The organism is Acinetobacter schindleri, from assembly GCF_010918895.1.
GTDB lineage: Bacteria > Pseudomonadota > Gammaproteobacteria > Pseudomonadales > Moraxellaceae > Acinetobacter > Acinetobacter schindleri.
Window position 1 is genome coordinate 2048335 of sequence record NZ_CP044483.1, and the last position, 22765, is coordinate 2071099.

At 42.6% G+C, this 22765-nt stretch carries 10 protein-coding genes; 5 read left to right on the forward strand and 5 right to left on the reverse strand.

The window, feature by feature from the left end; genetic code table 11:
• Positions 1 to 34: 34 nt before the first annotated feature.
• The 4 genes from FSC11_RS09955 to hemE all read right to left on the reverse strand — a co-directional run bounded on the left by FSC11_RS09955 (position 35) and on the right by hemE (position 4490).
• The gene (locus FSC11_RS09955) at positions 35 to 1921 is read right to left on the reverse strand and encodes an Lnb N-terminal periplasmic domain-containing protein (RefSeq protein ID WP_163166661.1); all 1887 of its coding nucleotides are present in this window, start codon (positions 1919 to 1921) and stop codon (positions 35 to 37) included.
• Positions 1922 to 1993: 72 nt separating this feature from the next.
• Positions 1994 to 2464, reverse strand: coding sequence for a DUF3015 family protein (locus tag FSC11_RS09960; protein ID WP_004810609.1), 471 nt, complete (start codon positions 2462 to 2464; stop codon positions 1994 to 1996).
• 138 nt (positions 2465 to 2602) lie between these two features.
• A complete protein-coding gene (locus FSC11_RS09965) occupies positions 2603 to 3409 on the reverse strand; it encodes a DUF817 family protein (RefSeq protein ID WP_163166663.1) in 807 nt (268 codons plus the stop codon).
• Between the two features lie 10 nt (positions 3410 to 3419).
• On the reverse strand, positions 3420 to 4490 hold the full coding sequence (gene hemE, locus FSC11_RS09970; RefSeq protein WP_163166665.1) for a uroporphyrinogen decarboxylase: 1071 nt from the start codon (positions 4488 to 4490) through the stop codon (positions 3420 to 3422).
• A gap of 198 nt (positions 4491 to 4688) precedes the next feature.
• Here hemE and FSC11_RS09975 point away from each other — a divergent pair, with 198 nt between their 5' ends.
• The 3 genes from FSC11_RS09975 (at position 4689) to FSC11_RS09985 (ending at position 8064) form a co-directional block, all read left to right on the forward strand.
• Positions 4689 to 5912 carry a L,D-transpeptidase family protein gene (locus FSC11_RS09975; RefSeq protein WP_004893747.1) on the forward strand — a complete coding sequence of 408 codons (1224 nt, stop codon included), beginning with the start codon at positions 4689 to 4691 and terminating at the stop codon, positions 5910 to 5912.
• A gap of 163 nt (positions 5913 to 6075) precedes the next feature.
• Positions 6076 to 6774: a pirin family protein gene (locus FSC11_RS09980; protein ID WP_163166667.1), complete on the forward strand. Its 699-nt coding sequence runs from the start codon at positions 6076 to 6078 to the stop codon at positions 6772 to 6774.
• A 318-nt stretch (positions 6775 to 7092) separates the two neighbouring features.
• Complete coding sequence (locus FSC11_RS09985) at positions 7093 to 8064, forward strand: methyltransferase (protein ID WP_163166669.1); 972 nt, start codon at positions 7093 to 7095, stop codon at positions 8062 to 8064.
• Positions 8065 to 8226: 162 nt separating this feature from the next.
• Here FSC11_RS09985 and FSC11_RS09990 read toward each other — a convergent pair whose 3' ends face one another.
• The gene (locus FSC11_RS09990) at positions 8227 to 19488 is read right to left on the reverse strand and encodes an ESPR-type extended signal peptide-containing protein (RefSeq protein ID WP_163166671.1); all 11262 of its coding nucleotides are present in this window, start codon (positions 19486 to 19488) and stop codon (positions 8227 to 8229) included.
• Positions 19489 to 20090: 602 nt separating this feature from the next.
• Here FSC11_RS09990 and FSC11_RS09995 point away from each other — a divergent pair.
• Positions 20091 to 20765, forward strand: a complete 675-nt coding sequence (locus FSC11_RS09995) for a response regulator transcription factor (protein WP_004893735.1) — start codon at positions 20091 to 20093, stop codon at positions 20763 to 20765.
• Positions 20675 to 22594 carry a sensor histidine kinase gene (locus tag FSC11_RS10000; RefSeq protein WP_227590976.1) on the forward strand — a complete coding sequence of 640 codons (1920 nt, stop codon included), beginning with the start codon at positions 20675 to 20677 and terminating at the stop codon, positions 22592 to 22594. Before FSC11_RS09995 ends, FSC11_RS10000 begins: the two co-directional genes overlap by 91 nt.
• The last annotated feature ends 171 nt before the right edge of the window (positions 22595 to 22765 follow it).

The window sequence follows — 22765 nt, forward strand, 5'->3', positions numbered from 1 at the left end:
CAGTAACTTTTAGGGATTTTACTCGAAAATTCACTTAAAAATAACGAATATAGTGTAAATGCAATGCCTGCCAGTCCAGACTCCCCTGCTGCTGGTATTGCCATCCAATCCGAATGGCATTTTGCATATTTAGGCTATATTGCAGTTCTGTATTCAGGTTGAGCATCCATTGCTGACTGTCATGCCAATAAGGGAGCTCTATCTGTACCAGACTGTTAATTCGGTCCGTCCAGATATTCTGACAGCCTGCGGTTGGCCCCAGACCTGCACGCCAGCCCTCATCAAGTGCTTTACCAGCCTGCACATGTGTTTGTAATTGCACATAACATAGATGTTCACGTTCGGCATTAGCCCAGCTATAGCCACCCTGTACCTGAAAATTGGCTACACCATGCTGCTGCTCAGTACTGAACCCTCCTTCTCGGTCAAGAGCTTCCTGTTTCCAGCCCAGATTAAAGCCCCAAGACAACGGAACCTTAAATGCATGAATCGGGTTATAAGAATTAACTGTTAACAGGTCCAGATGTTCCAGTTTGATACGATCATCACGGTATTGCAGTGCACCATCGAGGAATAATAATTGAGTGCCTGTGCGTAATCCGCCTTGTGGATCCATCAGATCATGATAAGCCTGACGGAAACCTAACTGAATCGCAGTTTGATCCTGTACCTGTCCAGCCTTAAATACAAAATTACGTGCATGATGGCTTTGTGTTGGATCTATTTTTGGAGTTTCTGGCTGCTGACGCTGTTTCTCTATGGCCAGCTGGCTTCTTAATCCCAATAACTTGCGAAAGCGTGGTTGGGCAAATGCTTCATCTACTTCCTGACGCAGAAAATCCAGATATAAATGATCATAAGCCATTTCCAGTATCTTGGCCTGATCTTCAGCAGGATAGTTGTGCAAGATCTCAGACATCTTAGCAGTTTCTGCATAAGCAACCTGATGTGCAGTTTTTGCCAGAATTTTACCATGCTGGCGAGATTGAGCCAGCAACTGGGTTTCGAGGGCTGGTCGATAGATTTTTTCCCGAATCAGCCCCTGCTGCTCTACAACTTTTAGGGTTTCTACCGGAATAGCGGTTGTACCGAACTGTTTTTGCAGATTCAGTCCAGGTCGGACTAAGTCGAGCAGACCTAAGAGACGATATGAACAATTATCATTAATAAAATAATAAGGGAAATTGACCTGTTGCATTTCCCACAGATGCTGTACCAGAAAAGTGGTTTCTTCAGGCGTCAAATTAAGTTCATATTCCCATAAATCCCGGCTTTCAAAATCGCCATATTCTTTGACCTTACGATAATAAGGCATCAGTGAATATTCACCCGGATATTCTCCGGTTAGGCCTTTCCAGGCAAAGGACCAGTTATCATTACTGTCTACGGTCGCTGCATAATTGACTGCATAAGAAATCAGCTTCAGTTCCTGCTGGTCTTTAGGGTCCAGACGCAGCAAAGTATGCCCAAACATTGAGCTCGGATTCCCCATAAAATCTGTCGCATAAATCAGGGTAGCTTTATAAGGCTTCACCTCCCCAATCCAGCGTTCAAGATCAGGGCAACTTAGCTCAGGCAATTGCTGCTCAGAGATATTTAACTGCTGCATGAGCCAGTGACTACGTGCGGGAAACTTGCAGCGCACGGACTGGTTGGGGGCAGCTGCTAAAAATAATGCCTGTATATTCTGCTGCATTTCCTGTTGCAGGTTACTTCCTCCCTGCTCTGCCAGAAAATAACCAGAGTAGCTGACCTCACTCTGACCTTTGCTATTGGCATACATTAAACGCTGCCAGGTTTCCGCCTTAAACAGCTGCTTCTGTACCGCCTGATCAAGATAAGGCTGAATATTTGGGGAAATGGTCGTAGCAAAACTTACGGGACTCGATAGCAAAGCTATGAGTAAAAAGGCATGTTTCATTCAGTCAACGTATTCTTGGGTTTTTATAATCATAATAAAACCCTGCCGGTAGCAGGGTTTTTTAAGGATCCGTTAGATGTAAGATTTTAACACTTCATCTTTAGCCATCACGTTTTGTAATGAGCTCAAAACCTGTAAAGTATTTTGATTTTCTTCTGAATAGATTTCAGAGAAATTCTGCTTGGATAAAGTAAAGAAGCGTGCTTTATCTTCAGATTTAATATTCAGCAATTCTGCAAGTACATTCAGGCTTTCACCTTCACCAACAGCCATATCGCGTGCCAATGCTTCCGCATTTTCATTGGTAAACGTCACAACTTGTGCAGTGACTGTTCCTCCCTGACTACAACCCAAGGTACCGAAAGTAATCCCTAGCCATTGGTTAGTAAACAGAACGTTTGTAGTACCAGCAAGCAGTTTAGGAATAATGCCTGACTGACCTGCCCACACCTGACTACCGACACCACAACCAACATCATTGTCAGCCATCGCCAGGCTCGAACCAGTCGCTAATACTGCTGCGAGCATAATTTTTTTCAACATACTTATTCTCCGGTTATTCTCTGCATCTTTGTTATTGATATAATTATGTAATTTATATTACACATTAAGCAGATTAGCTGGAAGCTGATCGATACGCAATGTCAAAAACGTCCATGTTAACCAAAGAAAACATTAATTTTATGAAGAAGCTTTCAACTGCCAATTTCCTCTAGAATCACGCACCCCTAAAATCTTCATAACCAGCACCAGACTGAGCAATAATAACAAGTACCAGGAACCTAATTTTGCCCAGCCAACCATATGCCATTTTTCTACCTGACTTGGATAGAGCCAGATCTGGTAAAAGGTACTGATATTCTCCGCAATCCAGATAATAAAGGCCAGTAAAGCCAGGACCGGTAACATCGGCAACTGAAAGGAATGCCGGTTCAGCTGAAAGCGGATTTGAGTTTTCCAGAAGATCAGCGCGCTCCAGATAAAAAGAAGAATACGATAATCTGGAATAAAGAACTTGCTCATGAAGTTAATATAGGACAACACAGCCAGTGCCATCATATTGGCAAAACCAGGCAAGTGATTAAAAGAGACCTGAAACAGACGTAATGAACGCGCAAAAAAACTGCCTACAGCTGAATACATAAAGCCTGCAAACAACGGGACGGTTAAGATCTTGAAAATGGCGGGTTGTGGATAATGCCAAGAAGCAATCGCTGGATGAGTCAGAAAAATTTCCATCACCATCGCCAGAATATGAAATAGCGCAATGACTCTGGCTTCTGCCCAGGATTCTAATTTGGCATACAATAGAATGACCTGAATCACCAGAGCATAAAATAGAAGATAGTCATAACGGTAGAAGCCGTAAAACAGTTCACTCCCCATTGAAGCGCTAAAAGCAAAAGCCAGCAGGAGTAAGATCCCAAATAAGGCAGCCGATGCTGCCTTATAAGAAAATTCAAACCCTGATTTGAGTAGGTTGATCAAGGTTTACATCCTAAAGATATTTAGCGCTGTACTCATGCACGGTATCAATAAACGCTTTAGGATGGGCTGGATCTACCCATTGTGTAATGCCATGTCCAAGATTTGCCACATAACCGGTCTTTTCACCATTGGCATATGCATCGTCCAGCATCAGCCGGGTAGCTTTAGCAATTGCCTCTGGAGAACCATATAAGGTTGCAGGATCAAGGTTACCTTGTAGTGCTGCACGACCAGCAACAGTCTGACGGGCAACATTCAACGGCGTAGTCCAGTCCAGTCCAAAAGCATCTGCACCTGTTGCTACCATTGACTCAAGCCACTGGCCACCACCTTTGGTGAACAGGATCACAGGGATCTTGCGGCCATCTTTTTCACGCTGCAAACCTGCGACAATTTTCTGCATATAATTAAGTGAAAATTCGATATATTCACGATGCGCTAGTGCACCACCCCAACTATCAAAAATCTGCACCGCCTGAGCACCTGCATCAATCTGGGCATTCAGGTAATCCGTTACTGCATCTGCCAGACGTGTAAGTAATGCATGCAGCACTTCAGGCTGTGCATACATCATTTGTTTGGTAAAGCGGAAATCCTTGCTGGAACCACCTTCAACCATATAAGTCGCCAGTGTCCATGGACTGCCCGAGAAGCCAATTAAGGGAACTTGTCCACCTAATGCTGAACGGATCGTAGTAACCGCATTCATGACATAGTCTAGATCTGCTTTGGCATTAAATGCTGGCAGATTTGCTACATCCTGCTCGGTACGTACGGTTTTATGAAACTTAGGACCTTCACCGGCTTCAAAATACAGACCCAGACCTAATGCATCCGGCACAGTCAAAATGTCCGAAAATAGAATGGCTGCATCAAGTTCATAACGGCGCAGCGGCTGCAAGGTCACTTCACAGGCAAATTCGGTATTCTTGCAAAGAGACAGGAAATCCCCTGCCTTAGCGCGTGTTTCACGGTATTCTGGTAAATAACGGCCTGCCTGGCGCATCATCCATACGGGTGTGGTATCTACAGGTTCACGCAACAATGCACGCAGAAAACGATCATTTTTTAAGGTCGTCATTCACATTACCATCAATCTTTGACATTCAAGACATCATAGCAAAAAGCCTCCATTTTTAATAACTTCACATTACTTTAAAAATCGATCATCATAAGTGAAGAATTAAGGGTGTCACAAAACAACTACTGCATCTCCATAGTTTTTCTGTAATACTTATTACGTTATTTAAATAGTTTATGAATAATTAGGTTGAATTACATGTTCGTTCGCACAATGCTCGCAATGAGTTTAAGTTGCATTATTGCAGGTACTGCCTTCGCTGCTTCTGCTACTGAACAGCCATTAAATCCCAAAAAAGTAGCGACCGATGTTACGGTTCAAGACCCGATCGATCCGCTTGCTACAGAAGCATCAGCAGCCAAATCTACAGATACTCCTATTTCAGCTCAGGAACAAAGCGATCTTACTCAGGCTTCTGAGACCCTGGATGGCCTGCAGGCAGCTGAAGATCAAAATGCGGATATCGGTGCTGCCCCAACAGCAGCCGCTAAAAGCACGTCTGCTCATGCCAATAAAGCCTCTTGGACGCTAGATGGTCTGAATAATGCTGAATGGTATGAAGACATCGGTAAAGGTCAGTTTCCTGTATATGCACGTGCACATGTCATGTTGAACAATGCTCATGCTTCGCCAGGTGCAATTGATGGAACCAGTGGTAAAAATACCCTGAAAGCGCTGGCCTCTTTCCAGCAAATGAATGGTATCAAGCCGACCGGTACATTGACCAAAGAAACCTGGGATAAGCTGATAGAGTTGCAAGCGTCTAAGCCTGCATTTGTCGAATACACCATTTCAGCAGAAGATCTGAAAGTACCTTTGGCAAAATCAATTCCATCTGATTATGCGCTACAGGCTAAAATGCCTGGTCTGTACTACACCAGCATGTCGGAAATGCTTGCTGAAAAATTCCACATGGATGAAGCGTTCCTGAAACAGCTCAATCCGGGAGCAAACTTCAGCAAAGCAGGCCAAAAACTTCTGGTTGCCAATGTCCGTAACAACCTGCCAGAAGACATTCATTTAATTGTAGCGCACAAAGGTGCCAAACAGCTGTATCTGTTTAACAGCAAAAATAAAATGATTGCCTCTTTCCCGGCAAGTATTGGTAATACCAGCACGCCTTCTCCAACGGGTACTTATAAAGTAACAGGTGTAGCGCGTAACCCGTATTATAGCTATTCACCTTCTAACTTTGTTCAAGGTAATAACACCAAACCGCTTTCCTTACCACCTGGCCCAAATGGACCAGTCGGTAATATCTGGATTGGTCTGAGCAAGAAATCATTTGGTATTCATGGTACGCCAAATCCATCGATGATTTCCAAGTCTTATTCACACGGTTGTATCCGTTTGACCAACTGGGATGCCAATGATCTTGGCCGTAAAGTGAAGTCAGGTGTAACTGTCCGCTTCCTGGAATAATCAGTTCTATATAAAAAATGCCCGCTTTCGAGTGGGCTTTTTTATGCTTCAATAAAATTCAGATCGTTGCAAAACTGCAATGATCTGTCGCATGGATAGGCTTTTTATAAAATAAATACAACGCTAAGATAGGATCATGTTAAAAAAATAGATGAGATGAAAAATGGATGCTTTCCTGCATAAAAGCGAAAACCGTGGTCATGTCAAAATGGGCTGGCTGGAATCTAAACACAGCTTTTCATTTGGTAACTGGTATAACCCTAAATATATGGGTATCAGCGCACTGCGTGTGATTAATGACGACTTGATCGATGGTCACCAAGGCTTTGGTCAACACCCACACGACAATATGGAAATCCTGACCTGTGTACTTAAAGGTACGATTACCCATCAGGACAGCATGGGCAATCACGGCGGGATTTCTGCGGGTGAGTGGCAACTGATGAGTGCCGGTACAGGTGTTCGCCATAGTGAAATGAACCAGGGTGATGAACAGGTCCATTTGCTACAAATCTGGATCATTCCAAACGAACATGATGCACAACCGAACTATCAGCAAATTAAGCTGGATCCACGTGAACAACCTAACCAGTGGCATCTCATTTGTGGACCAAATGATAACGCACCGATGCATATTCGCCAGAATGCTGAAGTGAAAACCGCAGTGATTAAAAAAGATCAGGCTTTAGCAATCAAAGCCTCTCAGCATATTAACTATGTGCATGTGATTTCAGGTGCAGTACAGATTGCCGAATACACCTTAAATGCAGGTGATGCAATCGCTTTCCTGGATGAAGTAGATATGAGAGCTCTGGATGATGCTCAAGTAATTTGGTTTGATTTGCCGGAAGTCAAAGACTAAGATTTTTATCAATTTTAGTTCTAAAAGGCTATTCATCTCATCTGCAAGGTGGATAGCCTTTATTTTTTATATCGTGAACTTATTTCTCTCTATGCAAGCTTGCAGATAAAAATAAATAATACCAATCCACAGCACTTCTTTACCTAAGAGTTTCCCATTTTCAGCGATGATTAAGCTTATTCATTTTAAACAACCGTCTATTTATAACGTACGAAGAAACTTAACCAATTCTTATGGCAATCCTTCGAGTCATTTTTTATTATGAGCACAACAGAATGATTACTTGATATTTTCTAAGAATCAGAAGAGAAAATCCTTATGAACCAGATCTTAGATATAAAAACCAGCCAACAGCAGGCCTTACTTTATTTATTGAATTTCTTAAAACAGCAAGACTATCAATTTACTGCAATTACCCCACTTTCTCATCAACGGATTCTGGATCGTAAACAAAATGATTTAAATAAAGAAATTACGCTCAAGGATATATTTGGCTGGAATCTTGGATTTAAAAAAACAGATCTTGATCCTGCGCTTTTTTCCATACTTGAAGAACATCAGCTTCTTAAATTTCAGGAAAACTTATATTTAAGTCAGGTACGGGTAGCTTCTCTCAACAATGCGTTATTTATTCACTCTGCCTTTCCGACCATAGAACAAGATGCAGTATTTTTTGGCCCAGATACTTATCGTTTTGCCTATCACTTGAAGCAACATTTAGCGAGCCGATCTGATCCATTGAAACGCGCAGTTGAACTATGTTGTGGTACTTCGGCAGCTGCCGTCAGTATCGCAAAATATTTTCCAGATTATGATGAGCTGATTGTCGCGGATCTTAATCCGAAAGCCCTGTTATATAGTCAAATGAATATCGACTTTGCTGGTTTAAAAAAAATCCATCCGGTACAGAGTGATTTATTTGCAAATCTGCAAGGTCAGTTTGACCTGATTTTTGCCAATCCCCCCTATTTAATCGACCCGTATCAACGTCAATACCGGCATGGCGGTGATGAGCTAGATGGCAATGCTCTCTCTTTTCGCATCATTAAAGAAGGTATCCAGCATCTTTCTCCACGGGGATGTATATTCTTATATACAGGCGTTACCGTCACTCAGGATGGCAATCGTTTTTTAGCGCATTTAGAAAACTTAATGAGTCAGTATAAAAATATCAGCTGGTCTTATGAAGAGATTGACCCGGACATCTTTGGAGAAGAATTAGAACAACCGGCTTATCAGCATGTGGACAGGATTGCTTTGGCGTTAGTGAAAATTGAAGTCAAACAATAATATTGTCGTCATTAAAAGTTCTTTATTTAATGGGTAAATACTCAGAAAATTTATAAATTTTTATGAAAAATCTATAAAAAATATCCCAGTAATTTATTGATATTTTAAAGGTTTATCTTTAATAAAAAACCGGCCTAAGCCGGTTTTTTATTAACTCATCTATTACCAGTTCAGCTCTAAACCGATACTTCCGCCTTGATCACTCGAACTTGATGAAGCGTACTTTCCATAGTACTGACCAAAAATTGACAGATTGGTAATCGAGGTCATTTTAAAGCCCACATTCATATCAAAACTATTACGTTGTGGTTCACCACCTTGTGTCCTAAAGACATAACCTGGTGCAGAAACAAAACTTGCATCCATTTCTCGTTTGCTAGACAACTCATGGCTGAATGCAAAACGGGCATATGGCTGAATCACGCCTTCGCTAAAGACAAAGTTTTTGTCAAACTGCGCACCGATGAATAACGGCGCACTATAGACACTCGTTTTTTCATACTGTAAAGCCAATGGATCTGTACTTTCTAACGCCGATTCGCGGAATGCTTTTGTATCTAGTTGGCTATACTGCGCTCCGATAAACGGGGTCACATTTACAGCATCTAATTCAAACAGACGCCCCGTTTCTAAACGCAGACTGTAGGCATCTGCCTTAGCTTCACCAGTCAGATTATTTTCAACACCTGCCACCTGAACTATTGGATCTAGAGCAGGATCAATGAATGCATAACGATTTACTTCGGTTGAAACTTGGTCATATCCAATCAAAGCTTTTACGTATGCGTCCTGAATACGATGTGAAGCAAATATATTCACTCCTTCAAAGTCCATTAAACCTGTAGTCAAACGGTCCTGAACTTCATACTGGGTCTTGCCATTGCTATATGCCACACCAACCAGCGTATTTGGCGATAGCGCATAGTCCAGTCCGACCATGGTACGATAACTATCGCTATTGACATTTGCCATGCCTGAAGATGTTTTGCCACGTTGCTCCTGCTCGCCATTGTGACCTGCGATCCATAAGCTCCATTTATTATCTTCCAGACAGTTTTTCACATCTGTACGTGCAGAACCGGCTTCATTTTCAGCTGAACAACTTACTGTAGCAAATCCATTATTTTGGGCATGTGCCGATTTCGAACGCCAAAAATCGATATGCATCGAAAGGTCTGACATCACACCTGCATTTTGGGTGAAGTACAATTGTTGGCTAGCCACACTCCCTTCACCACTCAATAGATTATACGTTTCCTGTAAAGCCTCTAAATTAGGTCGGTAGAATAGTGGTGCTGCAACAGGTCTAAATGTTGCAATTTCTGCTAACTGGATTTGATTAATCACTTCACCCAAACTTGCAGCATTTTGACTTAAGCCAGTAGGTGCAAAATTAATATTTGAAACAATCGCACCGTTACCATTCATCAAGCTGCGATTATAGGTCGCAATAGCAGAAGCAACTGCATCTAGTTTTAAAGCACTGATATCAACTGTATTCGCATTGATAAAATTAAGTGCAAAATCACCAGGTTTAACATAGCCTGAATCCATAATATTAATAGATAGCACGCCATCGACCACTGCATTACCACTAACATTTAAGACATCGTAATTTGGTGTTGCCGCAGCCAAAGCTCGGGCATTTATACCGGCTGAAGATGCTGCAGATTTAAAGTTCCAGTCCCAGAATAAAGTTCCCGATTGCTCCTGACTGAAGTCCCCAATCAAGTCAGTTTGACCAACCAGATTTACCCCCGATACCGCCCAGTTCGCTTCATTACGGGCCACCCCATTAATCACTTGTGATTGACCTGAAATAATCCAGCCATCACCTCTATTATTCAATGCATTTGTACCTGAACCTAAATCCAGATTTCCTGTGATAAAACCAGTGTTGTTAATCGTGTCTTCGGCATTACCGGCCAATACGGCATTTGCATTTAACAGACCAATATCAATCAAATCATGTTGACCTGATAAATATTGACCAAAGACGTTATCAGATGCGGATCCGGTCAAGATACCTGCGTTATGAATAGCGTTGTCACGTCCATCAATCAGACGAATCGCAGCACCCTCTGCTGATCCACCACGAATCAGTGCATCTGCAGTGTTGTTAATGATAATCGTGCCCGCATTAAAGCCTGTACTTTGTGCCAAAATCCCTACAGAGCCAACCCCTGTCGTATAGATATTGTCATGCTGATCCACATTCACATTACCTGCATTACCGCTCACTAATGCACTCTGAGCAACTGTCTGGTAACCAGTAACATTACCTGAAGCATCAACGTTATTGCTATACCCCCCACCATTTGAAATGGATTGAGCAATAATACCGTGGGCATAATTACCGAATGTGGTAATCCCTTTAGATGGAGTGGTATCAGTACCAGATGCTGCAAGTTTTCTTGTCAATAAGGTTCCATTAGTCACGCTTACGTCAGCACCGTCTCCCATACCATTGCCTGCACTTACATTACCATTGACGACACCCGCAGCAAAACCGCCACCACCACCAATGGATTGCGCAACAATTGCAGACGAACCATCTGTGGTTGTTTCAATATATCCATTATTACTTACGGTAACATCTTCTGCATGACTGTCAGCATTATCTGCTCCACCCAAAACCAACTGATGACTGAGTGCTGTAGCCCCACCACCCCCAGAGATAGATTGAGCAATAATCCCTTGAGATAATTTATCTTTGGTAAATAAAACACCCGAGTTACTAACACTCACTGTATTGGCTAAGCCTGTAGCGCCTTCTGCACCTAACTGGGCAAATTGACTAATTTGATCAATGCCACTGCTTAGTCCCCCACCGCCGCCAATCGATTGAGCAACGATCACACTTGAATTTTGTCCAAAGGTAAAAGCTTCACCTGCATGATCAACTTGTACAGTACCAGAGATACCGTTCGCACCAGCTGATGCACCCGCGACAAGTAGGCCAGCTGTACTACCCGTCGAACCACCACCGCCAGCAATAGACTGTGCAACTATGGCCTCTGAAGCATGACCTGATGTCTGAACGGCACTATCCGGACCAAGGCTTAATCTGACTGTTCCTGCATCACCACCTTTAAGAGATCCTGACATTAAATATTCTTTAATATACGGCGTCACCCAACCAGACATCTTTTCAATCACAGTATCTGCAAGGTCTAATGGCTTCATTAATATTTTATTGACACCGCTTCCTAAACCTATGGATTCAATTTCATCGCGAATTTCATCCGTTGAGAAACCTTTGGTACTACCTGCAACACCACCACCACCACCAATGGATTGCAGCAATATACCTTTAGAGTTATTGCCTAAGGTTTGGATTTGGGCATCATGTTTTACAGTTAAATCGTTACCATTACCACCTGCAGAACCGTTCCCCCCTACAGATAACATTGCACTCTTGGTTTCGTTGTTTTTATTGCCGCCATCACTGTTTCCGCCAACACCACCCCCACCGCCAATGGATTGAGCTAAAATTGCGGATGAGTCATGTCCTAAAGTCTGTAGATTTGAGAGGTTATCAATGGATACAACACCGCCATCACCACCTGCGGCTCCCGCTCCACCAACAGCTACAGTTCCGCTAGCATGACCACCTACACCACCGCCACCACCAATAGACTGTGCAAGTATTGCTGATGAGAGATTTCCTTGAGTTGCAATCGTAGTCAGTTTAGCTTTACTTCCACTCAGAACTTTCACTAACCCGCCGTCTTGCCCATTATTAACAGGTAAATTAGCTCCAAAACCATTTAGTAAAGTCGTGAGTGTTCCGCCACCTAATGCAATGGTTGCCTGTTCCACACTGCCACCAGCACCACCACCGCCTCCAATGGACTGCGCCAATATACCTTCTGACATTGTGCTTTGTGTATAAATAGAGCCTTGGTTATTAACAGAAACCTCACCACCTTTACCCGCCATGGATCCTGAACCACCAATACCGATGGTTGATTTTCCATCTGAATCTCCACCTGCACCACCACCACCACCAACGGATTGGGCAAAAATACCACGTGAGGATTTGTTCCGAGTATACAAATCGAGTTCGTTATTGACAGTTACAACACCGCCATCACCACCCGCACCGCCATCGCCACCGAGTGCAAATAAACCCCCATCTGCTTTCTTAATAGTCTGTTTAACTGTCTTCGGAGCATATATATCATTACCGTACTCATCTTTTTCACCAGTAGGTAAATTGACCTCAATTTCGAAAGCAATTTCAGGTGTCCCCCCTTCGACAGTACCACCTATACCACCACCACCACCAACTGATTGAGCAAAGATCGCGTCGGAGAATTGACCTTGAGTCATGATGAAATTCTTGAGCGTAAATGTAGTCTGATCCGCTCGAGTGAATTCAATTTCTCCAGCTTCCGCATCGAGTCGAGTATTTACGATGACATCACCACCATCACCAGCAGCACCATCTGTTAAACGGGGCAAAATTTTTGCAAGTTCATCTGCACCTAAGTTAGATAATGATTCTTTGAGTTTGTCGAGCAAGTGACTCATCTCATCTTGGAATGCTCCACCACCGACACCAATTTTGGAACCCGAAGTATCACCACCATTGCCACCGCCGCCGCCAATAGATTCAGCTAAAATACCTTTTGAATTATAGCCATTGGTCATGATTGAATTGGCATGTGTGACACTCACATCCCCACCATGACCACCTGAACCATAATAACCGCCAATTCCTACAGAAAAATTAGATGAACCTGCCTTTTGGGCACCAGTGATTGTCGTAGAGTTCGCAAATGTGCTACCACCGTCGCCCCCACCACCACCAATGGATTGTGCGTAGATACCGTTCGAACTATTTCCTTGAGTTTGAATTAAGCCTTTGGTATTGACGGTAACAGTATTAGCATCATTTCCAATCCCACCTAAGCCACCAATACTGGTAGAAATCGATGTTGATGGAGGTGAAGATAAGTTTTCATTTTTTAGTTGATCCGCACATACTTCATCGCATTGCATATTCACTGCGAGTGTTGAGGCATTACCACCATTACCCCCACCACCTCCAATGGATTGTGCTTGTACTGCGCTTGAACGATCACCTTCGGTATAGATATCGCCCGTATGCTGAACATCCACTTCGCCTGATTTATTCCCTTCACCAGCGAAACCACCTAGTGCAAAAGTAAATGACGTTGTTTTCCCTTGAGGTCCTACAGATGGTGCCATTAAAGTACCTGAATAGGCATTACCACCATCACCTCCACCGCCGCCAATCGACTGCGCTAAGATGGCTTGAGCGCTATCACCTCGTGTTATCAACAGCCCATCATTCTTCACTGTGACTTTATCGGAGAAGCCTCCATCACCGCCCCAACCACCTACTGCAGCTGTAATAACAAAATTACTTTTTATATTAATGCCTTTGGCATCAAATGCAGCTGAAGTACCACCATTACCACCGCCACCACCAATCGACTGTGCCTTAATTGCTTGTGATTTAAAGCCTTTTGTCAGAATGGTTCCAACATTATCTATGTTGACCTTGCTACCAGCATGTCCATCACCACCAGCCCCACCCAAAGTAAAACCAAGTTGGTAGGAGTCAGCTTTAGCTAAATTTGCAGTGATTGCCATACCGCCATCACCACCGCCACCTCCAATAGACTGTGCAAAAATACCCACCGCCTCTGTACCATGCGTATAAATATCGCCCATGCGGTTCACAGTCACCAAATCAGCGCTGTTTCCATTACCCCCGAAACCACCTACACTCGCATTTGCTTGAAATGTTGCAACATTACTAGACAGCGATCCTGTTACAGCAAAACCACCATCACCACCACCACCGCCTAGAGATTTCGCATATACTGCATGCGAATAATCTCCTTCTGTAATAATTAAACCTTCTGAATCAACCTGAACTTGGCCCGCTAAACTCCCTGAACCACCTTTTCCGCCCAGTGTAACGCCTAAATCAATTCCTGTTCCTTCGGTGGCATTGATATTCACATCGAGTGCTTTACCGCCACTACCACCACCTCCACCAATGGATTCAGCCTTAATACCTATCGCATTTATACCTTTGGTGACAATATTGTCTGTGCTATCCACATAAACATCACCCGCACGGTTGCCTGTACCACCACCGCCACCAATCGTTACACTTGCAGATAATGAACTACTTTGAGGCTGAGGCGTACCTGGTATACCTTTATTATTGCCATAATTTAAGCTAAAGTTCCCCGCAAATCCGCCTTGACCACCGCCACCGCCAATGGACTTAGCCGCAATACCATGAGACAGATCCCCTAGGGTCGAAATGGTTGCAATATCTTCTAAGGTTTCAGCATCTTTTAATGAAGCCTGATTATTCGAAATAACAGTTACATCACCCGCCTCATTACCTATACCACCCCCACCTCCAACACTTGCAGTAAGTGAAGCTGCTTGTACTTTGGCATTGGTTAAACTCGCAGAAATGGACGTACCACCTTTACCGCCATTACCACCAATCGATTCCGCGAGAATAGCACTTGAGTTTTTACCCGTCGTTTCAATCAGAGTGTTCTGATTATTAACCAAGACATCCCCAGCTACACCACCATCACCACCGCCACCACCAACGGCAACAGCCAAGTTGGTTGCAGACCGGCCTGAACTTAATATGCCATTAATGCTAAGACCACCTGTGCCACCATTACCACCTATAGACTGGGCAACAATGGCATCAGCATTCATTCCCGAGGTTTGAATCACTTTAATGTCATCAGTATGGGTGAATTGTTTTCCAACGTTCACAGTGACATGATTGAGATTGCGCTCTCGCTCTAGTTTTTCAGTCAAAATGGCCGCTAAATAGTTTTTCCAGTCCCCGTTGTATTGATCTACAGTTGTCAAAACTCGTTTAGCTTCAAAATCACTCATTTGAGGAATATTTGAGAGATCAATACTTCCCCATTGGCTCTGATCAATGTGAATAACATTTTTTTGACTATCTATTTCTTCTGTTCCATCAGCTTTAACCTTGTTACCGACCTCATTCACATTACCCTGAGCTGTAACAATGTAACCTTCTGATGTCACCTCATAACCTTGATCGTTATACCGCTTTCCATCAACTAGATAGTTACCATTCTGATCTCGCTCACGCCCTTCGGCATCTACAATTTTGTTATCATCTAAGATGAAATGACCATGAGCAGTAACACGATACCCCTCACTATTAACAATCTTTCCTGCACTATCAAGTAAACGCCCTTCTTCGTCGACCTTTTTACCACTTAAGTTTCGATAAGTCCCATTTACATTTAAACGGCCATACTGATCTTTCAGATCATTACCATCTTTATCTTTAAAGGTAGCCACGCCGCCACCTTCTCCACCAATAGAAACTGATGCAGTTGTAGCAGGACCATTGGATAAAGACACAGATGCATTTATGGCGTTACCACCGCTACCGCCATTACCATTAATTGACTGTGCAAGAATCGCATGTGAAAAATCACCAGCCGTATTGATATTGCTCTGGCTATTTACTTCAACACTTTTCGCTGTACCACCATTTCCCCCATCTCCACCAACACTTGCACCTAAGCTCAATGCAGCAGATGAGCCCGCTGCGGCAGAAACTGCCAAAGACATTCCACCTTTACCACCTGTACCACCGATTGACTGTGCATAGATAGCAGATGAATTGTGCCCCTCAGTCGCAATATCAGCAAAAGAATCGATATTCACTGTGCCTGCCTGACCACCATCACCGCCAGTTCCGCCCACAGCGACACTGGCTGCAATAGCACCTACTTTTGATGCGCTTAGGCTAAATGCACCTGAAAAACCACCACTACCACCGCCACCACCAAGTGATTGAGCAAGTATGGCATTGGAGTTATTACCTTTTGTGCCAATAACATTATGGCTGGTCAGCTCTACAGATTTTGCAATGCCTCCACTACCACCTTTACCCCCAACTGCCGCACTTAAAGCTACAGATGGGAGACCGCCTGCATTTACAATACCAGCCAATGACCCAGTCGCAGCGATACCCAATGCCATGCCACCATTACCACCATCGCCACCCATAGATTGAGCCGTCAATCCAGTTGAATTTTCACCTTCTGTAAATATTGCATGATGTGAGGTTAAGGTCACAGCTTCGGCTGAACCTCCCTTGCCACCAGTCCCACCAAGTGCAACACCTGCACTCAAACCACCAGCGACATTTACATTGGCAGCGGCTCCAATAGCATATCCGCCATTACCTCCAGAACCACCGATCGACTGCGCCAAAACTGCACCTGAGTTAAGACCTTGTGTTATAACCACGCCTTCCAATGCAGTGGTTTCATCACCAATAACCACTTCGACAGCACCAGCTTTTCCACCAGTCCCACCTGTACCGCCAACGCCAATACCAGCTCCTGCCAAGGCTGAGCCAGACACACCAATTGCATTGCCGCCATTACCCCCATCTCCACCGATAGATTGGGCAATAATTGCCGTGGCGTTATCACCTTTTGTTATTATTCTTTCTGCAAGTGAATGTATTTTAGAAAGTTTTGCAGTACCACCTGCACGAGATTGACCACCTAAAGAAAGTCCGGCGCTTATGTTACCCAATGCACCAGTAATTGCTGTTCCTGCATTACCACCGCTGCCCCCAATAGACTGACTTAAAATGGCAGATGAACTCGCTCCTTGAGTCATAATATCCGCGCTATTGATGACGGTAACAGAATTACTAACACCTCCGGCACCACCTGTACCCCCCAGTCCAACTGCGCCAGCGTACATTCCTCCTGAGAAGCTATATACGGCTCCTCCTGCACCGCCATCACCACCGATCGACTGCGCAACAATAGCTGACGAATCAGCTCCTTGGGTATGGATTAAGCTATTATTGTTGACTTCGACAGTTCCCGCTGTACCTCCATGTCCACCTTCTCCACCCAAGCTTAAGCCAAGGCTAAAACCAACTGATACACTGCCAGCTCCAGCAACACCACCATCACCACCTGCACCGCCAATGGACTGTGCAACAATAGCAGCTGAACGATCCCCTTGAGTAAGAAGCTCCCCACTTAAAGTATCAATCTGCACATCACCAGATGTACCTCCAGCACCACCATCTTTAGCCATCGCTAAGCTAAAGCTAAATCCGCCGCCAACACTATTAGATACTGCATAACCCGCATTACCACCACCACCGCCAATCGACTGTGCTTTAATTGCGTTAGATTGATTTGCTTTTGTTGAAATCCTCGGCTCAGAACCATCAGTACCACCATGACGAACCTGGACATTACCTGAGTCACCTCCAGCTCCACCTTTGCCGCCCAGCGCTAAACTGACAAAAGCCCCTGTTGCAACTGAATTACCACCATTACCACCACCACCGCCAATCGATTGGGCCAAGATACCAATGGAACCAACTTGCTGTTCTTTTTCTATTTGTCGTTCACTATCATTATTTGCTGTAGATAAATAATTTGTTGTTATATTTGCATTATTATTGACAGTAACCGTAGTACCGTGACCACCTTTACCGCCATTGGCACCGAAAGAGACTAAACCTGTGCTTAGGCCTGCATTACCACCACCGCCACCAATGGACTGTGCAATCACCGCATGTGCACCATCACCGAGGGTTGCAATATCTCCACCAATGGTATTATTTACTCTAACTACACCTGCATTACCGCCACCAGCACTACTTTCTGTCTGCTTTCCACCCAATGCCACCATGCCAGCAGTTAAACCAGTATTACCACCACCACCACCAATAGATTGGGCAACAATACCGTGTGATGACTGTCCCTCAACTGTCAGTTGATTACTATTCGTGACATCAACAATTGAACTATTACCACCTGCACCATTCATAGAGCCTAGTGTAACCAGTCCAAATCCACTACCGCCATTACCACCACCACCGCCAACCGATTGCGCAGTAATCGCATTGGATTGTGTTCCTTTAATTACTATCTCAGCTTCATTTATAATTTTTACATTATTGGCATTTCCACCATGACCGCCTTGCCCACCCATCGATACAATACCGATACTGGCACCGGAGGAACCGCCTGCTCCCCCCACCGATTGTGCTAAAAGACCATTACCATGTGATCCAATAATTTCTATTCGGCTTTGGCTATCTGTATAAATTTCAACTTCGCCAGCTTGTCCAGCGTTATTTCCTTTACCACCAGATGAGACAATACCTCCAGCTTTACCACCATTACCACCATCACCCGCTGCACTGATCGCAACCACGCCTGATGAATAATCATCATTAATCATGATGTGAGTATTGAATATATTTGCAGATGCTTTTTTGCCTTCTCCGCCTACATTCCCTTTTCCGCCCCCAGCGTCAATCGTATAAGAACCACCACCATCACCACCATCACCGCCCTGAGACTTCACTAAGACGCCGGTACTGCCTTTACCTACCCCTGTTGCTCGCGTTGACGCAACAATAGCAATGTCTAGATCATGTAAGTTTAGAACCGAATTTGAAGCATCCCCACCTACACCGCCCGGTTTTCCTTTTCCACCTAAAATATATTGCCCGCCATTTCCGCCATCACCACCGCGACTGCTTAATTCCACAGCGGTCGCTGTTTTAGTAAAGTTGAGCGTCTGATTTTCCCCATGAACGGAATAGTTCAGTTCAGCATTAAGATGTTGACCTGATGTACTGGTCTGGTCTCTATCTTCTAAATCTATATTCAAATCATAATGTGGAATTTGAACACTTTTTAGATATGTTTCTTGACCAGTATTTGAATCGACATTGAATTCTAAAGTGACATTTACCGTAGTAGTGTTTTTTGCTGAAGCCACACCACTCGATGAATAGTTAACGGTATCGACCTGATACCTAGGATTGACTTCATCTAAAAAAATGTCATTTCCATCTACATCATGTGGAGTGAATGTAGCCTGCATATATTCACCGCTTGGCACACCTCCACCATTAAACGCCCCATCATTATGGTAAATGACAACAATTGGATCTAAGCCGTTTGTTTCAGATATATCAGAGTTCACAACATAGCTATATTCCCAGCTCGTACCAACATCTCCACCTGGTTTACCCGCTTTGGGCTTAACAAATAATGCACCTGTACGGCCATTACTACCATCATCAGCTCTTGCTGTAATCGAGATTGCTTGATCGGTATATGCTTGTGCAGGGCTTTGTTTTAATACAACAGAATCAAATAAATTGGTAAATGACTTACAAACCTCATCTGGCATACAAAGTTCATTTTTAGCGAATGCGGGAATATGTATCAAACTGATGAGTGTTGTAACGGAAAGAGCAGCTAATTTTAATGATGATCTTTTCCCTTTTCTTTTTACATTCTCTGCAACTGCAACCCATGCCCCTAAAGTTTCATTCCAGATAATACGGTAGATGTGGTTCATGACTTTCTATCTCATGCAACGACTCTCATCTCAATGTCAATTAAAAAAATAAATAAAAACATATATTTAAATTATTAAAATTGACGAGATTAAAATGCAGTCCTAGTTAACTCAATCCAAACACCTGTTACAAAAGTGCATGGTTCTCCTATCATGAATTACATCAATGAAAAGAAACTTTACATATCCCTGAAAATTGGTATTTTCCAAAATTATTCATCTGATTTAGGTCATGTTTAGAAAACTAAATGCTCCATAAATCTCCCGTTAAAATCATAAAAATTTTCGGTCAACTAAAAAAATGGCATTTGTTCATTTCGATTTTTCCTAGTATTTATTCTTCTTATAACGAAACGAAAAAGGTTAGAGGTGTATTGAACGTATGGAATAGAACAGAAAAATTTGATATTTGTTATAGGAAATAATGCATAAATTGTAAGTTAAAAATATCCGCTCTAAAGTATTAAAAATATTTGTAATATATATAAAATTTAGGCTACATTAATAAAGCACCACAACGACTGAATTATAAATAGCGTCCTTTCCTGCAGGCGCATGCTCTTTCATAAAATGCACTTTGATTTGAGGGAGACATCAATCTGATGCTGACGTACGAAATGGAATTACCTGCCCCCATATTAGTTTTAGAAGATGATATTTTCATGCAACAACGGACTGAAAAACTGTTGCGAGAACTGGGCTATACTTCCGACGTCATTTATTATGCGCAGTCAGTTAAACAGGCGCATACCTTCATTGATCAATATTCTTTTGCACTTGCCTTGATCGATCTCGGCTTACCTGATGGCTCAGGACTAGAGGTCATTCAAACCCTACATCATCTGAATGCAGAACTCCCGATTCTGGTCATTTCGACCTGCTGCACACAGAACATTATCCTTCAGGCCATCCATACCGGGGCAACAGGTTATTTTTTAAAAGAACGTGATGACTTTGAAATATTACTCTCCATACGTAATGTCATTCGGGGAGGTGCACCAATCGATCCTTTTATTGCGCAGCAAATTCTGAAAAATATTTCTTTTGAATCAATAGAAAAGCATTCAAACCTAGAGAAAAATGATTTACTCTCTAAACGTGAATATGAAATTTTAAATCTGGTCGCTCAGGGGATGAGTAATAGAGAGATTGCCGAAGCATTGTTTCTATCAAAATATACAATCGAATGTCATATCAAAAATATTTATCGCAAACTTTGCGTGAGCAACAGGTCGAAAGCTATCCATACTGCACGCACTATGGGGTTAATCTCTTAATTTTATGCCTGCTGTTTTTCTTCGCCTGTCAATTGCATGCCCAATCACCAGAGTCTTCCTCAACCTCCTGTAAAGCATACATTACAGAAAGTTTTATCGCCAAAGCAATTCCTAATAACCCTGTTGAACGACCAACAACAGGCTGGGCAAAAGTCGAGCACTTTCCTGATTTCATCAATTCACACTGGAAAGATTATAAAGGTAATGCTTGGTATAAAATTCACTGGACCTATGACTGTAAAAATAAGCCTGACCACCCACTGAGTCTTGTTATTAGTCATATTAATATGGCTGGAAAAGTCTATTTAAACGATGATTTACTTTGGAAAGATCAATCTTTAACTGAACCACTATCACGAAGTTGGAATATTCCACGTAGCTGGCAAATTCCCATCTCTGCTCTTAAGACAAAAGAAAATACGATCTGGATATATGTAGCAAGCGCATCAATTCAGGAAGGAAATTTAGGTCATGTCCATATTGGACCTTATAACCAGCTACTGCCACTTTATCAAGAGTATCAATTCAAGCAAAAGACTTTGATTTCAATTGGTTTTTTAATCAATGTAATTGTTGGTATTTTTTACTTTATGGTATGGGTTATATACCGTAAGGAATCAGCATATCTCTGGATCAGTGCGAGTGTCTTGTTTTGGCTCGGCTATTCCCTGTTCTTTCTGCTGTATTCAACCCCACTCAGCAGTATTCAGGTCGACAGGTTGCTCGCCTGGTTATTTTCAACCTATACCTTGGTCTCCTGTGTTTCTATCTGGCGCTTTGCCAATCTGAAATTTCCTCGCATTGAAAAACTGCTTTTGTTTATATTTTTTCTTGCCACTGCTGTACTCGCAGTTATTCCAGATGAATATTTAAAACAAACTATTCATTTCTTTTTCATCCTTAATATGATTATTTTCTTATTAGAAAATTCTACTTATCCATTTTTAACTTATAAATCTAAACAAATTGAAGTGTATTTAATGGCAGGATTACATGCATTTTTTGTTCCGGTTGCGATTCATGATGCTTATCAAATCCTGACTTATCAAAATGAATTCTGGTCACCTTTTATTTCGCCATTTAGTGCTTTATTCTTAGGGCTTTTACTAGGTCTGCGTTTATATCGTAACAATAAGGTGATTTCACGATTTAATAAAACTTTAAAAGACGAAATTGATAATGTGACTCAAAAACTCAGTTCTTCTTTAAATTCTCAGTACCAATTAGCTTTAGAAAATATTCGCCTTCAAGAACGCGTTAATTTATCTCGTGATTTGCATGATGGTATTGGTGGTTCAATTGTTCGTTCAATCGAACTGGTGAGCCGCAATAATCATTTAGAAAAAGAAAAATTTTTATCGATTTTAAAATTATTAAGTAATGATTTACGCCAGATTATTGATCATGGTTCAAGTCTGGATGTAAAAATACCTGATAGTCCAATATTATGGGCAGCGCCAACCCGCCATCGCTTTATGGAAATTTTTGATGAGCTGCACATTGCTGCACATTGGCAAATACCAGATAAATGGAACAAGTCGCCCACACCTCTGCAATGTTTAACCCTGACACGTATTCTTGAAGAAGCACTGACCAATATTATTAAACATAGTCAGGCAAGCGAGATTAGTATCGGACTTGAACAGACAGAGCATGCATTAATCCTGAATATTCGGGATAATGGCGTCGGTTTTGATCCTGAATGTATTATAGAAGCCAAGCATATAGGGCTACAAAGTATGAAAATACGTGCTCAACGTGCGAATGGTACACTGAATATCCTGTCTTCAGGTCGGGGAACTCATATTCAGGTCATGTTAAGTTTTTAAAATTATTTAGGATAGTTAAATACTTATTTTAATTTATCAAGACTAAGCTGCTTTTTTCCTCCGATGCTTAAATGTAGTGTGGCACAGAATGAGGTGAAGCATAGGAAGGAAATAAAATGAGCTGGCATTTCCCTTTTATAATCAAGTCTTATAAACAACAAAGCCCTGTAT

Coding starts and splice junctions, on each gene's coding strand:
- hemE (WP_163166665.1), bottom strand. CDS start 4,490: ATGACGACCTTAAAAAATGATCGTTTTCTGCGTGCATTGTTGCGTGAA.
- FSC11_RS09975 (WP_004893747.1), top strand. CDS start 4,689: ATGTTCGTTCGCACAATGCTCGCAATGAGTTTAAGTTGCATTATTGCA.
- FSC11_RS09990 (WP_163166671.1), bottom strand. CDS start 19,488: ATGAACCACATCTACCGTATTATCTGGAATGAAACTTTAGGGGCATGG.
- FSC11_RS09980 (WP_163166667.1), top strand. CDS start 6,076: ATGGATGCTTTCCTGCATAAAAGCGAAAACCGTGGTCATGTCAAAATG.
- FSC11_RS09985 (WP_163166669.1), top strand. CDS start 7,093: ATGAACCAGATCTTAGATATAAAAACCAGCCAACAGCAGGCCTTACTT.
- FSC11_RS09955 (WP_163166661.1), bottom strand. CDS start 1,921: ATGAAACATGCCTTTTTACTCATAGCTTTGCTATCGAGTCCCGTAAGT.
- FSC11_RS10000 (WP_227590976.1), top strand. CDS start 20,675: ATGTCATATCAAAAATATTTATCGCAAACTTTGCGTGAGCAACAGGTC.
- FSC11_RS09995 (WP_004893735.1), top strand. CDS start 20,091: ATGCTGACGTACGAAATGGAATTACCTGCCCCCATATTAGTTTTAGAA.
- FSC11_RS09960 (WP_004810609.1), bottom strand. CDS start 2,464: ATGTTGAAAAAAATTATGCTCGCAGCAGTATTAGCGACTGGTTCGAGC.